We start from the raw sequence: 14,125 nt of genomic DNA on the forward strand, positions 1-14,125 counted from the left end.
GAATCACATTGCTTCTGCCTTTGGTAGAATCTTTTTACGCCGTCATCTTGTGCGCAGGACTCGTCTTACGGGAAAATGGGGCGCGGCATCGGTAATTGACGACACGCCCTAGAGCGTGATGCCTTAAATCTGCATCACGCTCTCACTCGTTTTCAAGCCCTTGGCCTTAGCGCACGCATCCGCGTGCTTGGCCGCGGCCTCAATGGCCGCTTCTAGAAGAGGAAATCGTGCGTGAATGGTAATGGATCTCGCCCGTATTAAATGACGACCGCCTCGAAGGGCAAGCGACCGCTCCGTTCCTCGATCTCGATGATCCACAGATCCCAGTCGCGGTCGATCTGGCGGGCCATATAGGCGTCGGCCTTCGCTTCGTCGACCGGTTCCGGGCCGGTGGCTTGCAACCAGGCCGGACTGCCGTCCATGGCGCGGACTTGGCTCAGAACCCTGAATGCGCCGTTGCCCAGATTCTGCTTGATCAGAATGGCCCCGGCATCCTCGTCGCCCTTGCGGACGACGGTCGCCATGATTCCTTGCGCCACACACGTCCGGATCGCCGCTTGAATCCACAGTTTGGCCTTGAGACGGTCTTCGGCCATCAGTGATGACAAGTCCTTCGGGGAGTTCCGCATCCATCGGATCGCAGCATGAAATCCTCAATAAACATTTATAATTCAATGATTAAGTGCCGAAGCCTAAGCTTCGTCCGGGGAGCTGTCAACGCATCCGGCGGCGGCGGTCATATCGTCTCGGCCGGTGATCCGACCTGCGCCTTGGCCATCTGACGGATCAGGATCCGATCGAGGAGCCCCGGCATCAGCCGCTGTAAGGGAATGAACAGGCGTTCCAGTCCACGCGGATAGATGTCGCGGGCGCCCCGTAAAATGCCGTCGACGATCAGGCCAGCCGTTTTCTCGGGCGAGTCGAGTGTTATTCCAAGGCCATCGGCAATGGCGGAAAATTCCTCCATGGCCGGAGTGCGGGTGGTGCCTGGGGCTGCATAAGTCACCGCTATCCGGGACGGCGCCAATTCCCGCCTCAGCGCTTCGGACCAGCCGCGCAAGCCGAATTTCGTGGCGGAATAGGTACAGAAATAGGGAAAGGCGATATCGCCGAACATGGCGCCGATGTTGACGATGCGCGCCGGAGCGGCGGCCCGCAGCAGCGGTAGCAGGGCCTGGGTCAATTCCATGGGGCCCAGCAGATTGGTTTCGATCATCTGCCGGCGAGCGGCGGCATCCTCGGTGGAGGCAGGTCCAGATACCATGATTCCGGCGTTGTTGATCAACAGGTCGAGGCGCCGGAAGGAGCCGACGGCGTCGACCAGATCGGCGATGGAAGCCGGATCGGTGACATCGCAGACCAGGACGGTCGCATAAGCGGGGGGGGCGAGCAACGCCAGGGTTTCCTCCAAGGCGGCGGCCTGTCGGCCGACCAACAGGACATGCGCGCCGTTCCTGGCCAATTCCCGCGCCAGTGCCCGACCGATTCCGGAGCCGGCGCCGGTGATCAAGGCGACGGTGTCGTCAAGCGGCATGGTTGATCCCGGCGGCCCGCCGCCCACCGCCGGAGGGGGAGAGATGGCGGGGGTCGGGATTGGCGATTTTTGTCGATCCCCATCCCGTCGGAACCGCCCGGCCTTTTTCGAACGTGATGGCTGAGGACACGGCCAGGGCGAGCCGGGCGTCGTCGACCAGCATCACCTTGGGGAATTGCCGGTAGTAATTTCCCCACATTTCGGCGGCCTCGATCCGCGCCGGATCGGCCATGGCGAGTTCGGTCATCGAGATGCCGGCGCGGCCCAGAAACAACCGCAGGCGCGCCGTGGCGGTGAAGAACCCCCAGCGGATCCCGCGGCTGCGCAGGAATTCCCCGATGTCGCGGATCAGGCTCTCGGCCTTGCCCGGTTGATTGGCCGCCAGGCTGCCCACTTCGGCAATGGCTCTGCGGTCGGGAGAGCCTCCGGTATGGCAGGCAATCAGGGCCTCGACCGGTTGGTCGAGGTAGCGTTCGGAAAAGAAGCCGTCTCTGGCGAAACGCACTGATGCGGCGCAGGTCACCCTGACGCCATCGGTGTCGGCGACCAGGCACCGGGGAAGGGGGCCCAACCGCGCATCGTAATCACGCAGGAAGGCGGTGCGGATGCAGGTTTCCACCATCGGCCGCATCCGATGTCCAGGATCGATGATCTCGAACATGACTTTATTCCTCCTGGAGGCGGGAAATGTTTGATGGCACGTCGTGATGAGGCGGATTGGTCGAGGCGTGACCCGGATCTCCGTATGCGCGGTTTTTCGATCGGCCGATCCGGCGTTTGCCGCCGTGATCGATCCGCCCCCGTCCATCCGGGACCTCAGGTAGCGGAGCCCTCAGGGCGAGACCGGGCAGCAGGTTGAACGCCAGGATCGACAGGGAGCGGACAAGGACAGAACGAGGGGCGGGCATGAAAAGCGTCCACGGCAGTTCCAGAGGCCATCACGCTACCCGGCCGCCTCATGGAGTTGTGTGGAGATGATTGCAGTGGTGCGGATATTTGTGACGGGCGAGATCCGTCAGGGCTTGTCGCGAAATTATCGCTCCCAACCCTCCAGATTCCATATGACGCCTGCGCTCCGCTTAAGGCGGGCTCAAACGCCGCTCGGGCTTAGTCGCCGAAAATACCGCGGAAGAGTCTCTGGAAGAATCCGGGCCGCTGCCGTGACGGCTGGGGTTGCTCCGCGTCGGCATCCTGAGCGGGTTGGGACCCGTTCGGCTGTGTCACATTCCGGCTCATCGAGAAGTTGAATCCGTTGCCGGAATATTGGTAATCGGCGGGTGGACGTTCGGCCGGGCGTACCTGGCGTCCTCCGCCGGACGCCCCGTTATTATCGGAATCCCCCGGAAACGCCCGGGCCTGACCACAGGCGAGCATCGTCGCGAAAACCAATCCAACAATGCCGGCCGACCTGAACGTCATTTCGCTCCCGTTATCCTCAGAGGACCTCTAAGGAACAACCTTAGCCCAGGCGATCGTGGAGTTGTGTGGAGTTGCGTCAGAGCGCCGCATTTGCCGCCCCCTGTGGCAAATCGATCACAACTTCCAGCCCATGCGGATCGATGTTCCTGGCCTGGATGGTGCCGTGATGCAGTTCCACCGCGCGCCGGCAGATGGCCAGGCCGATGCCGGTTCCTCCGGTCTGGCGGGCGCGGGCGTCATCCACCCGGTAGAACGGGTCGAACAGATGGGGCAGCGCCTGATCGGGAACCCCGGGACCCTGGTCCCGGATCGAGACGCTGACCCGATCGGCCGGCGACCTGTCGCAACTGATCTCGATGGACGCCCCCTGGCTCGTATAGAATACGGCATTGCGCAGGACATTTTCGATCGCCCGCCTCAGCAGGGCCTTATCTCCGGGGATGACGATGTCGCGGTCCAGCGGCCTGAGGATCAGGTCGGGGGCCCGTTCGGGGGATTCATAAGCGATATCGGCAAGGACGTCGGCGATCACCGTGCCCAGGTCGGTCGGCTCGTCAAGTGTTTTGACGGGCATGGCGTCCAGACTGGCGAGGGTCAGCAATTCGCGGATGAGATGGGAAATATTGTCGATTTCGCGCTGCATCCGTTCGAATTGCCGCGGAGAATGGTCCTCGGCGTCGCGCCGGGCCAGGCCCAGGGCCATGTTCAGCCGGGCCATCGGCGACTTTATTTCGTGGGAGACGTCGGCGATCAAACGGCGCTGGGCCTCGATCAAGGTGGCGACCCGGTCCGCCATCTGGTCGAATTCGCGCACGAGATCTGCCGCCTCGTCATGACGGCCGGAAAATTTTCCGCCGACGCGTGCCGTCAGGTCGCCTTTGGCCAGGCGCGTGGCCGCTTGGCGCAGGTCGGATATGGGGCGGGATAGATAACGCGCGATGACGTAGCTCAGTCCCGTGCAACTCACCAGCTCCAGCAGGATGGTGAGTTGCAGGCGGGATCTCCGGCTTTCCGGACTGTCGGGCAATGCGCCGGTTCCGGCCTGGACGGTCAGGCAGTAAGTGCCCGACTGGCCCCGTGTGAGGATGCTGGTGGAGCTTGGCGACTGGGGGCCGCATTCCATGCCCGGATTGGTCGCCGAGAGTTTGAGTTGCAGCAAGGTATTGGCACCGGTACGCGCCAGGAATTTGTCGAGGGCTTCCGGCCCGAAGCGTTCGAACAGGGTGACCGCCGTATCGGCGTAAAGCGAGAACGCGTTGTCCACGGCCTGCTGCGATTCCGGCAGATAGAACGTCACCAGGGCCAGAATGGTGCCGACGGTCACCAACTGCACCGACACCGACCACAGCAGGATCTTGCCGAAGAGCGTCTTAATCCGCATGTCTCACGCTCCCGCCCGGAAATGGCGTCTCGTCGGGGCTGCTCCCTCCACCGGGGGCCCGCCGGCGGTCACGGTGTTTTGCCGTTGCCCGGGACATAGATATAGCCGGCGTTGCGCACCGTCTTGATGCGGCACTCGATGTCGTCGTCGGGGTCGAGCTTGCGCCGCAGCTTGCTGACCAGCGTATCGACGTTGCGGTCGACCTTGACGCCGTTCTGTCGTCCGAAGGCGGCCTGGGAAAGGTCGTCGCGGCTGATCACTTCCCCCGCGTTGCGCAGGAAGATTTCCAGAAGATTGAACTCGGCCGTGGTCAAATCGAGCCGTCGTCCCGCGCAGAAGGCCTCCCGGGAGGCGTGATCGAGGGCGACGTCGCCCGCGGTCAGCCTGGCTGTGGAGTCGGCGGTCTCGGACTGTTTGGCGTCCGAGGAGGCGCGGCGCAGCACCGCGCGGACCCGAGCCATCAGGACGCGCGGATTGAAGGGTTTGGAAACATAGTCGTCGGCACCGATTTCCAGCCCGACGACCCGGTCGACGTCGTCGTCCTTGGCCGTCAGCATGATGACGGGGACGTTCGACAGCTTGCGGAGTTCCTTGAGCAGCTCGAACCCGGAACGACCGGGCAGCATGACGTCGAGGATGATCAGGTCGGCGTCGCCGGGGGCCGCCGTCCAGAACGAGGCGCCGTCATGGGCGGCGTTAATCAGGAACCCTTCGGGTTCGAGATATTCGCGCATCATTTCGACCAGTTCGACATCGTCGTCGACCAGCAGCAGGCGGGGGAGCGGAGTCATCGGAACCGACGGACAAGTCCGAGCCGCGAAAAGGCTTCGGACGGATGGGAGTGGGGGAGGGACGAGCCCGAGGGAATTTCCGGGAGGACCATAAGGCGGTGAAACATGACGATGGCCGAGGCTTTCAAGGCGCGACGAGATGGAGGCGGGACGATCTGATCGGCATGGACGTCTTCAGGCTACATGAGATGCCGCCCCGGACTCAAGGTCATCGAAAAAGGCCCCGGGGCTTCGAACTCACGTTTCGATTTTGGTAACATGAGCGGCATGGCCGTGCTCGGCACACTGCTTTCCGGCTCAAGGCCGGGGATGACGGCTATTGGTGGTGAGGCGGCGGATGAAATTGTCGGTGGCAACCGTCCGTCTTGACGTCCCCCATCGGCGCTTGGCGGATCTCGTCACGCCAACTGATTGTAAAATAAAATAAAAACAATCAATCGTCGTGTGCTCGCCTGGATTATCGTTAGAACAATTCTTAATCTTGCGAGCATCAGGACTCTCGGGTAGCTTTCGCGAACGTGCATACGACGTGCAAGGACGCCGGATAAGGGCAAAAAGGCGCCGGGGGCGCCCGTTGTCAATTTCTTGGGGAAATGCGGCGGTTGATTCGGGGCGGGTGGACGTCCGCATGAAGGGGCCGGGCGATCAGGGGGGAAGCATGGGGACGACAGGAAAGGTTTTTCTCGCCGGCACGTCGCTGCTGGCGTTGGCGGTGGGCATGGCGTACTCCCATCCCGTTCTGGCCGACACCACCATCTCGCAGGCGACGGGCGCTCAAAGCTGGACGTCGGGCAATTTCACCGTCACCAACGGCGGCATCATCACCGGGACCAGGCCGATCAACGGCAGCGGCTCCCTCGGCACGCTGACCATTGGCGGCGGCGGTAGCATCAGTGGTAGCCGCACCGGAGTTTACAATACCGGCGCCATCGCCGCCCTGATCAACAGCGGCACCATCATCGGCACTCTCGGCGGGATCGACAACCTTGGCACGATCACCATCCTGACCAACAGTGCCACCATCAGCGGCGGCAACACCGGGCTCGCCAACCGCGGCAGCATCGCCACCCTGACCAACAGCGGCACCATCGCCGCCGTCGCCTACTTCGGCATCGGCAACGCCAGTGCCGGCATCATCGGGACGCTCGTCAACAGCGGTACTATCAGCAGCGGAACAAGAGACGCCGTCCGCAATGACGGCAGCATCGCCGTTCTGACCAACAGCGGGACCATTAGCAGCAGCGGTGGCTACGCGGTTGCAAATTACTCCGGCGGCAGCATCGGCACGCTGGTCAACAGCGCTATCATCAGCGGAGGTCTCTCCGGGCTCTACAACGTCGGCACCATCGCCACGCTTATCAACACCGGTACCATCAGCGCCAGCCACAGCGGGCTCGGTATCAACAATGGTGTCGGCGGCAGTATCGGCATGCTCACCAACAGCGGGACCATCCGTGGCGGCGTCACCACCGGGCTCGGCAACTCGGGGAGCGTCGGCACGCTGAGCAACCAAGGCCTTATCACCGACGTCAAGTGGGGCATTCTCAATACAAGCGGGGCCACCTTCCGCGTCCTCGACAACGCCGCCGGCGGTACCATCCACGGCGACAGTACCGGAATTTTGAACTCAGGCAGCCTCGGCACCGTCACCAATGCCGGCACCATCAGCGGCGCCAATTTCGCCATCAGCACCTCCGGCAGCCTTGGGCCGCTTTCCAACAGCGGGGTGGTCGCCGGCAATATCCAGAACAGTTCCTCCAATCCGCTGACCATCGCCGGCGGCAGCGGCGGGACCTATGGCCTGCTGACCGGCTATAATGCCGGCTCGCCCTCGCTTTCTAGTCCCGGCACGGTGGGAACGATCACCAGCACCTCTGCCGACCTGTTGTTCTCCTCCGGCAATCTGCTGCTCAACGACAGCATCAATGTCGGCACCCACACCGTCGGCAATAGCGGCGTCACCTTCCAGATCGTGAACCCGGTGACCATCACCGGCACCTATAGCCAGAGCGGCGGCGGGTTGGTGATCGTCACCACCAGCCGTGGCAGTTCTTATGGCTATCTGACGGTCAGCGGCAATGCCACCGTCGCCAATTCGACCGTCACCATTTCCGGAAGCGGGCTTGCCGCGGGCGAGAGCTTTACCATCGTGCGTTCCGGCGCGACCGGCAGCTATAGTGGTGATACCGCCACGGTCAGCGGCACCAGCGGCTTGAGCGCCCGCATCAGCGAATCCGGCAACGATCTCGTGGTGACGCTGGTCGGCAGCCATTACGGGCCGCTCGGCGCGGCGGCCGGCGGTGCCGCGACCGGCATGGGGCAGGCGCTCGACGCCATCTCGGCGGCAAGCGGCCCGGCGGCCACGGCCTTCCAGAACACGGTTTTGCCGATCCTCGATGCGCTGCCGGCGGCGTCCCAGGCCGCCGCGGTCAAGCAACTCGCCCCGACGCAAATGGCGCCGGCCCTCCAGGTGGCGAATCTGGCGGTGGCGCCGGTCACCTCGGCGATCGAACAGCATGAACTGGCCCTGTCGGGAGACGGCGGTGTCGGCGTGGCGGGGGGGTCCGGCGGGCGCGAGGGCGCGCTGTGGGGCCGGGTGCTGGGCAACCAGTCCCAGCGCGAGACCACGGCTGGCGCCGACGGCTATCGCTCGCATGGGGTCGGACTGGCGTTCGGTCTCGACCGCCAGGTGACGCGCGACCTCATGGCCGGGGCGGCGCTGAGTTGGCTCAGGGGCTGGAGCACGGGGCTCGACGGTTCGTCCGGAAGCTCGGTGCGCTCCGATAATTATCAGCTCACCGCCTACGGCTTGCAGCGCTGGGAGCAGGCCTTCGTCGATGGACAGGCCGGTCTCGGCTACAGCCGCTTCAATCAAAAGCGCGCGGTTGGCTTTCTCGGTGCCGCCGCGCGCGCCGATTATGGCGGCGAGTTCTATCTCGCCAAGCTTGGCGTCGGCTATGACCTGCCGGCGGGCAACGTCACCGTCACGCCGCTGGCCGGGCTGCGCTTCCTGCGCGTCGTCAGCGACGCCTATGGCGAATCCGGCGCGGGAAACGCCGACCTGAGCGTCAATCGCCGCGGGGTGCAGTCGCTGACCCAGGATTTCGGCGGCAAGGTGGCGTGGAGCATGGATACCGGCTGGGGCCTGGTCAAACCCGAACTGCGCCTTGCCTGGGTGCATGACTATACGCAGGGACCGATCGCGGCCTCCGGCCTGATCGGCGGCGAGGCCTTCACCAGCACCATTGCCCGGCCCTCGGCCGACGGTGCACGGATCAACCTCGCGGCGACCCTGGAGCGCAGTGACGAGCTTTCCCTGCGCGCCGAATACGAAGGCGAGATTCGCCCCAATTATTGGAGTCAGACCGGCGCGGTCAAACTGATCTGGGCGTTCTGATCCCGCGTGGGGCCGAGCCGTCGGGCCCGTCGGACGGGAAGGAGGCCGGCTGGTCCTCCTCAAGCGGGACGAGCCCCCCGTTCCGCGACGGGGGTGCCATCCCGGAGGGTGGTTATTTGAATTGTTCGGTCAATGCCTCGGCCCCTTTTTCAAGTCCGGTCTTTGCCGCCGCCAGCGACCCGAAGCTGGCGCCGATATTCATCGCGCCCGGATATTGTTTGCTCACGTAAGCGCTGAGCAGTCGGGAGGAAGCGCTGTCGTAGATCTCCACGGCATAAACGACGGATCCGGCCACCATGCCTTCCCGCCCCCGAACGGCCTGCACACCGTTGTATAGATTACCGGCGAGGTCGAGATGCGTGAAGGTGCCGACAACCTGCGTGGTTGCCACGGCGCCCGTCAGCGTCAGCTTGAGGCGCAGCGTATCGGGGCCCGGATCGTTCGTGACCTGGAAGCGCGTCGCCAGTTTTTCGGAGAACTGTGAGCGCATGTAATCGGCCAGGGTGGTCTTGTCCGCCTCGGACATATCGTCGAACTGGTGGTCCGGTCCCCGGTAGACCGTGACCGGATCGACGATGATCTTCGTATAGGTTCGCCAATTCACCTGGGTTGAATAGCGGAAGGGAACTCGCCCGGAGTCGTCGTGCGGATTGGGCTGCAACTGGGCAGAGGATGCGATACCGCGATAGGCAACGGGGTCGGCGCTTCCGCAACCGGCCAGCAGCACGCAGGCGACGAGCACGGCGACACGCCGCTTGACGATTGATTTCAACATTTGACTCTCCATGCCGTGGATGTTCCGCCGCACGTGATTGCCTCACATCCAACGAATGAGTCACTCTAGCAGCGAGAATAAAAACCGTCCAGTCGGTTTTTATGTGGGGCGGCATACACCCGGATGGGGGAGGAGGAGAGAGCTACCGGTTGGCCTTGGCGAAAGCGTCCCACTGCCGCGCGTCGAGCAGGCGCGCGAACAAGCGCTCCCGCTCTTCCGCGGAAAATGGGCAAAGTCCGAACACACTCGACAAGACCAGTCCTCTGGCCGCCGCCCAGCGCAGCATTGCCAGTTCCGGGTCGGCCGCTTCGGCCTTGATGTTGGCGATCTTCTGGACGTCGATATCGCGGATGATGGAAAGCAGGTCCGGCTCTTCGGCCAAGGCGGCGACAATGGCAAAGGCGACGGAATGCGGTTCGCTGACGGCTTCGCGCAATGTCTCGATTTGAGCCGACAGATGGGCCTCGGGCTGCCGGGGGTCCGTGCTGGCCAAATAATCCTGGGAGAACTTTTCGAAATGTTCGATCTGATGTTCGAGCAGCGCCTTCAATACGGCCTGCTTCGTCCGGAACTGATGCATCAGCCCGCCCTTGCTGATGCCGCTTTCCCGCGCAATGGCGTCAAGCGTCAGCCGCCCTGGGCCATCCCGGGCAATGATGGCGAGCGCCGCCTGGATGGCGGCCTGACGGGTGCGTTCCGAACGGACGGCGTTTTCCATGATGTCTCTCAACGGACCAAGGTGGGTTCACTCAGATGCAAGACGTTGCACACCTGATATACCCTAAAAACAACATGGTTAGTCTGTTTTTTGATGGGAGAGGTAAAAGGGCGGGTGAACGCCGCTTGGACTGTGCCCCTTCATTGTGAAGGGGCCGCTACGAACACTTGGAATGGCCGCAGTTGGTGCAGCTATCGCAGCCCTCCTGGCGGATCAGGGTGGATTGGCCGCATTTCGGGCATTGGCGAAGCGGCGCGTTGCCCATGTTGACCACCTTTTTACCCGTTCCCGCGCCATGATGGCCGCCGGCATGGTCGGGCAGGAAGCCGATGCTGATCATATGCCGCTCGATGACCTCGCCGATGGCGGCCAGCAGCGATGGGACGTAACGGCCGCCCATCCATTGTCCGCCGCGCGGGTCGAAGACCGCCTTCAATTCCTCGACGACGAAGGAAACATCGCCACCACGGCGGAAAACGGCCGAAATCATCCGCGTCAGGGCGACCGTCCAGGCGAAATGATCCATGTTCTTCGAATTGATGAAGACTTCGAAGGGGCGACGCCGGCCGTCCTGCACGATGTCGTTCAAGGTGATGTACATGGCATGGTCGCTGTCCGGCCATTTTACCTTGTAGGTCGCCCCGGGCAGTTCTTCCGGCCGATTGAGCGGCTGGGTCAGATGGACGATGGCGCCCGCCTCGTAGGGATCCTCGGCCCGTGCGCGAAGCGGCTCAAGCGGCAGCTCGGATTGCAGGGCCGCGCCGTCCTCGGGTTTCTTGATCGCGAGCACGGCGCCGGTGACGTCGTTGGGCCGGTAAGTCGTGCAGCCTTTGCAGCCCAGTTCATAGGCCTGGAGATAGACGTCCTTGAATTCGTCGAAGCCGATGGCTTCCGGGACATTGATGGTCTTCGAAATGGAACTGTCGATGAATTTTTGCGCCGCCGCCTGCATGACCACATGCTCGGATGGCGTCAGGCTTTGCGCATTGACGAAATAATCGGGCAGGTCCGCCGTCTCGCCATGCAGCCGCCGGTAAAGCCGGACCGCGTAGTCGCTGACCTCCTCCTCGCGCCGGCTGCCGTCGGGCATCAGCATGTTGCGCGTATAGGCATAGCTGAAGACGGGTTCGAGGCCCGAGGAGACGTTGTCGGCGAACAGTGAAATGGTTCCCGTCGGCGCGATCGAGGTCAGGAGGGCGTTGCGGATGCCGTGGGTCCGAATGGCCTGCACGACGTCGGGGTCCAGGCTCTGGACGTTTTCACCGGCGAGGTAGGCCTCCGCCTCGTAAAGCGGGAAGGGGCCTTTTTCCTCGGCCAACTCGCAGGACGCCAGATAAGCCTCGCGGCGCAACAGGGCGAGCCAGTGTTCGGTCAGTCGGGCGGCCTCGCGGCCACCGTAGCGGGCCCGGCACATGATCAGGGCGTCGGCCAGACCGGTCACGCCCAGTCCCAGCCGGCGTTTCGAGAAGGCCTCGTTCCGGTGTTCCGGCAGCGGATAGTTGGAGCTGTCGATGACGTTGTCCATCATGCGGACGGCGACGCGCACCAGGCGGGCCAGTTGCGCTTCATCCAGCCTGGCCTCCTCCTCGAAGGGGCTGATCACCAGCCGGGCCAGATTGACGGATCCCAGAAGACAGACGCCGTAGGGCGGCAACGGCTGCTCGCCGCAGGGATTGGTCGCGTGGATGGTTTCGCAATAATGCAGGTTGTTCAGCCGGTTGATGCGGTCGATGAAAATGACCCCTGGTTCGGCATAACTGTAGGTGGCCCGCATGATGGCGTTCCACAGATCGCGGGCCGGCAGGCTCTTGTAGATGACGCCGTCGAACTTCAGTTCCCAGGCGTCGCCGCTTTTGACCGCCGCCATGAAGGCGTCGCTGATCAGCACCGAGAGATTGAACATGCGCAGCCGCCCGGCTTCGCGTTTGGCGTCGACGAAGGCCTCGATGTCGGGATGGTCGCAGCGCATCGTCGCCATCATGGCGCCGCGCCGGGACCCCGCGCTCATGATGGTCCGGCACATGGCGTCCCATACGTCCATGAAGGACAACGGGCCGGAGGCATCGGCGCCGACGCCTTTCACCAGGGCGCCTTTCGGGCGCAGCGTCGAAAAGTCGTAACCGATGCCGCCGCCTTGCTGCATGGTGACGGCGGCTTGTTTCAAATGCTCGAAAATGCCGGCCATGTCGTCGGGGATGTCACCCATGACGAAGCAGTTGAACATGGTGACCTTGCGGCCGGTACCGGCGCCCGACAGGATGCGGCCGGCCGGCAGGAAACGGAAGTCGTTCATCGCTTCGAAGAAGGTTTCTTCCCAATCCGTCCGGTTGCGCGGTTCGGCGGCGGCCAGGGCATGGGCGACCCGGCGCCAGCTATCCTCGATGGTCTTGTCCACAGCGTCGCCCGTCGGCCCTTTCAGCCGATATTTCATGTCCCAGATCTGCTGCGAAATGGACGCCATTTGCGTCATGACCCATTCTCCACCGGGAACGCCAAGTCCACGGTTCAACTATGAGTGTGTGTGAAAAACGAGATTTTTCAATGCCGAGAGTCAGGACTCTAGGAGCGCCCCGAGGTTCCGTCAAGGATTTCCGTTCTCATTTTGTTTCCACATGCGGCAGTGCGGCAAGGCCTTGATATCATTCGCCGCAAGGCGTTTATCCCCTGGATTCAGAAGGGGTGCGCGCATGCCGTTTTATTCAGTCCACAGATTTATCCACAGCGGGTGCGGCGACCGGTCCCATGGTTTTCGGGCGGTTCAGATGGGGAAAACGGCGCAATGCGCCGTCCTCCAGGGCGCTGGTGGCGGTTTCGACGCGTTGTTGCAACATGTGCATGACCGTCTTGCGGTCGAGGCCGGCGGGCAAGGCCGGCAGGATTTCCAGCGTGATGACGCCGGAACGGCGAAGGAAGGCGTTGCGTCCCCAGAACAGACCGGAATTGAGGGCGACGGGAATCAGGGGGGCGTCGAGCGCGCCATAAAGCATGGCGACCCCCGAATGGTAATCGCCGGCCGTCCCCGACGGCTGCCGGTGGCCTTCCGGGAAAATGACGATCTGGCGCCTTTCGGCAAGGGCCTGGCGAGCCCCCTCGACCATCAGCTTGAGCGCTTTGATCCCCGCCTTGCGGTCGATGGCCACCTGTCCGGTCTTTTGCAGGTACCAGCCGATGAAGGGCAGAAACAACAGTTCCCTCTTCAGGATATAGGCCGGATCGGCCAGCAGGTGGTGGAAGACCATGGTGTCCCAGGCCGATTGATGTTTCGCGGCGATGATCGCCGGCCCATCAGGCAGGTTTTCGGCTCCTTTGATCTCGAAGGTCAGCCCCAGGAAACGGCGCTGAAGAAACAGGCATCCCTCCAGCCAGAAGGCGGCGCAATGCTGCATGAAACGCCGCGAGGCGAAGGCCAGCAAGGGCAGATAGAGAACCGAGAGGCCCAGCGTCCATGGCAGGAAGACCAACTGATAGGCCAGGGAGCGGATGGCGGTCACGGGGCATCCTCCTGAAGTTCCGCCCAGTGTCGTAACTGCGCGGCGAGATATTTCGTGTATTCGGTCGCGATGAGATGGGCGGTGCCGGGCCACAGCCACCACTGCTCATGTTTGACCTTATCGGGAAAGACGGGATGGGGAATGATTTTGACGTCCGGCATGGCGTGGTGGAATTCCGCCAGGCTGCGGCGCATGTGATAATTGGCGGTGACCAGCCGCAGCGAACGATAGCCTTCGGCCCGCATCCAAGCCGCCGTTTCGATGGCGTTCCCGGCGGTATTGTCGGCTGTATGGCCGAGGACGATGCAGCATTCCAGCTCTTCGGGTTTCTGCCGCGACAGTCGCAGCAACTCATTGACGTCGATGCCGCGATAGACGCCCGAAACGAACAGTTTCCCGGCCATCTTTTGGCGCAGCAGGTTGAGGCCGGCGTCGAGCCTCTCGGAGCCGCCGGTCAGCACGACGATGGCGTCGGTCGGCGTGGTGGCGTCGGCCACCAGATCGGGCACGTCGGCGGCGTACCAGAAAAATCCCGCCAGCCAGCCTGCGGCCAGAACCGGGGGGATCCAGCGGAACATGAAGCGGAGGATGGAGTGTGGGGCGGGGCCGGTCGACATAT

The 14,125-nt window shown here is 63.2% G+C and carries 13 protein-coding genes; 1 reads left to right on the forward strand and 12 read right to left on the reverse strand.

The features are described from left to right. Window positions 1-257: 257 nt before the first annotated feature. From CWS72_RS23620 to CWS72_RS23645, 7 genes are all read right to left on the reverse strand, one after another. Entirely contained in the window at window positions 258-596 is a 339-nt protein-coding gene (locus CWS72_RS23620) for a DUF1491 family protein (RefSeq protein WP_101253119.1), read from the reverse strand. A 140-nt stretch (window positions 597-736) separates the two neighbouring features. Next, window positions 737-1,534: an SDR family NAD(P)-dependent oxidoreductase gene (locus tag CWS72_RS23625; protein ID WP_101253160.1), complete on the reverse strand. Its 798-nt coding sequence runs from the start codon at window positions 1,532-1,534 to the stop codon at window positions 737-739. Then, window positions 1,524-2,195, reverse strand: a complete 672-nt coding sequence (locus CWS72_RS23630; RefSeq protein WP_158240798.1) for a thermostable hemolysin — start codon at window positions 2,193-2,195, stop codon at window positions 1,524-1,526. The genes CWS72_RS23625 and CWS72_RS23630 overlap by 11 nt, the downstream gene beginning before the upstream one ends. 4 nt (window positions 2,196-2,199) lie before the next feature. Beyond that, a complete protein-coding gene (locus tag CWS72_RS27945) occupies window positions 2,200-2,442 on the reverse strand; it encodes a hypothetical protein (protein ID WP_158240799.1) in 243 nt (80 codons plus the stop codon). A gap of 199 nt (window positions 2,443-2,641) precedes the next feature. Next, window positions 2,642-2,953, reverse strand: a complete 312-nt coding sequence (locus tag CWS72_RS27950) for a hypothetical protein (protein ID WP_101253121.1) — start codon at window positions 2,951-2,953, stop codon at window positions 2,642-2,644. 76 nt (window positions 2,954-3,029) lie between these two features. Beyond that, entirely contained in the window at window positions 3,030-4,334 is a 1,305-nt protein-coding gene (locus tag CWS72_RS23640) for a sensor histidine kinase (RefSeq protein ID WP_101253122.1), read from the reverse strand. A 68-nt stretch (window positions 4,335-4,402) separates the two neighbouring features. Further along, window positions 4,403-5,125, reverse strand: coding sequence for a response regulator transcription factor (locus tag CWS72_RS23645; protein WP_101253123.1), 723 nt, complete (start codon window positions 5,123-5,125; stop codon window positions 4,403-4,405). A 658-nt stretch (window positions 5,126-5,783) separates the two neighbouring features. On the opposite strand from CWS72_RS23645, the gene CWS72_RS28500 reads away from it, so the two are divergent. Then, on the forward strand, window positions 5,784-8,522 hold the full coding sequence (locus tag CWS72_RS28500) for an autotransporter outer membrane beta-barrel domain-containing protein (protein WP_146002850.1): 2,739 nt from the start codon (window positions 5,784-5,786) through the stop codon (window positions 8,520-8,522). 112 nt (window positions 8,523-8,634) lie between these two features. Here the strand turns inward: CWS72_RS28500 and CWS72_RS23655 are convergent, their stop codons facing one another. From CWS72_RS23655 to CWS72_RS23675, 5 genes are all read right to left on the reverse strand, one after another. Next, on the reverse strand, window positions 8,635-9,297 hold the full coding sequence (locus CWS72_RS23655; protein ID WP_101253125.1) for a DUF3313 domain-containing protein: 663 nt from the start codon (window positions 9,295-9,297) through the stop codon (window positions 8,635-8,637). Window positions 9,298-9,439: 142 nt separating this feature from the next. Then, entirely contained in the window at window positions 9,440-10,015 is a 576-nt protein-coding gene (locus CWS72_RS23660) for a TetR/AcrR family transcriptional regulator (protein ID WP_199175944.1), read from the reverse strand. A gap of 157 nt (window positions 10,016-10,172) precedes the next feature. Then, window positions 10,173-12,485: an adenosylcobalamin-dependent ribonucleoside-diphosphate reductase gene (locus CWS72_RS23665; protein WP_101253126.1), complete on the reverse strand. Its 2,313-nt coding sequence runs from the start codon at window positions 12,483-12,485 to the stop codon at window positions 10,173-10,175. 229 nt (window positions 12,486-12,714) lie between these two features. Further along, the gene (locus CWS72_RS23670) at window positions 12,715-13,506 is read right to left on the reverse strand and encodes a lysophospholipid acyltransferase family protein (protein WP_241911869.1); all 792 of its coding nucleotides are present in this window, start codon (window positions 13,504-13,506) and stop codon (window positions 12,715-12,717) included. Beyond that, on the reverse strand, window positions 13,503-14,123 hold the full coding sequence (locus CWS72_RS23675; protein WP_241911870.1) for a YdcF family protein: 621 nt from the start codon (window positions 14,121-14,123) through the stop codon (window positions 13,503-13,505). Before CWS72_RS23675 ends, CWS72_RS23670 begins: the two co-directional genes overlap by 4 nt. Window positions 14,124-14,125 lie beyond the last annotated feature (2 nt).

Origin of the sequence: Telmatospirillum siberiense (assembly GCF_002845745.1) — a bacterium.
Classification (GTDB): domain Bacteria; phylum Pseudomonadota; class Alphaproteobacteria; order Rhodospirillales; family Magnetospirillaceae; genus Telmatospirillum; species Telmatospirillum siberiense.

What these genes read in the sequence shown, in the direction of transcription:
- CWS72_RS23645 (WP_101253123.1), bottom strand. Translation starts at nt 5,125, where the DNA reads ATGACTCCGCTCCCCCGCCTGCTGCTGGTCGACGACGATGTCGAACTG.
- CWS72_RS23630 (WP_158240798.1), bottom strand. Translation starts at nt 2,195, where the DNA reads ATGTTCGAGATCATCGATCCTGGACATCGGATGCGGCCGATGGTGGAA.
- CWS72_RS23665 (WP_101253126.1), bottom strand. Translation starts at nt 12,485, where the DNA reads ATGACGCAAATGGCGTCCATTTCGCAGCAGATCTGGGACATGAAATAT.
- CWS72_RS27950 (WP_101253121.1), bottom strand. Translation starts at nt 2,953, where the DNA reads ATGACGTTCAGGTCGGCCGGCATTGTTGGATTGGTTTTCGCGACGATG.
- CWS72_RS23675 (WP_241911870.1), bottom strand. Translation starts at nt 14,123, where the DNA reads ATGTCGACCGGCCCCGCCCCACACTCCATCCTCCGCTTCATGTTCCGC.
- CWS72_RS23655 (WP_101253125.1), bottom strand. Translation starts at nt 9,297, where the DNA reads ATGTTGAAATCAATCGTCAAGCGGCGTGTCGCCGTGCTCGTCGCCTGC.
- CWS72_RS23640 (WP_101253122.1), bottom strand. Translation starts at nt 4,334, where the DNA reads ATGCGGATTAAGACGCTCTTCGGCAAGATCCTGCTGTGGTCGGTGTCG.
- CWS72_RS28500 (WP_146002850.1), top strand. Translation starts at nt 5,784, where the DNA reads ATGGGGACGACAGGAAAGGTTTTTCTCGCCGGCACGTCGCTGCTGGCG.
- CWS72_RS23660 (WP_199175944.1), bottom strand. Translation starts at nt 10,015, where the DNA reads ATGGAAAACGCCGTCCGTTCGGAACGCACCCGTCAGGCCGCCATCCAG.
- CWS72_RS23620 (WP_101253119.1), bottom strand. Translation starts at nt 596, where the DNA reads ATGGCCGAAGACCGTCTCAAGGCCAAACTGTGGATTCAAGCGGCGATC.
- CWS72_RS23625 (WP_101253160.1), bottom strand. Translation starts at nt 1,534, where the DNA reads ATGCCGCTTGACGACACCGTCGCCTTGATCACCGGCGCCGGCTCCGGA.
- CWS72_RS27945 (WP_158240799.1), bottom strand. Translation starts at nt 2,442, where the DNA reads ATGCCCGCCCCTCGTTCTGTCCTTGTCCGCTCCCTGTCGATCCTGGCG.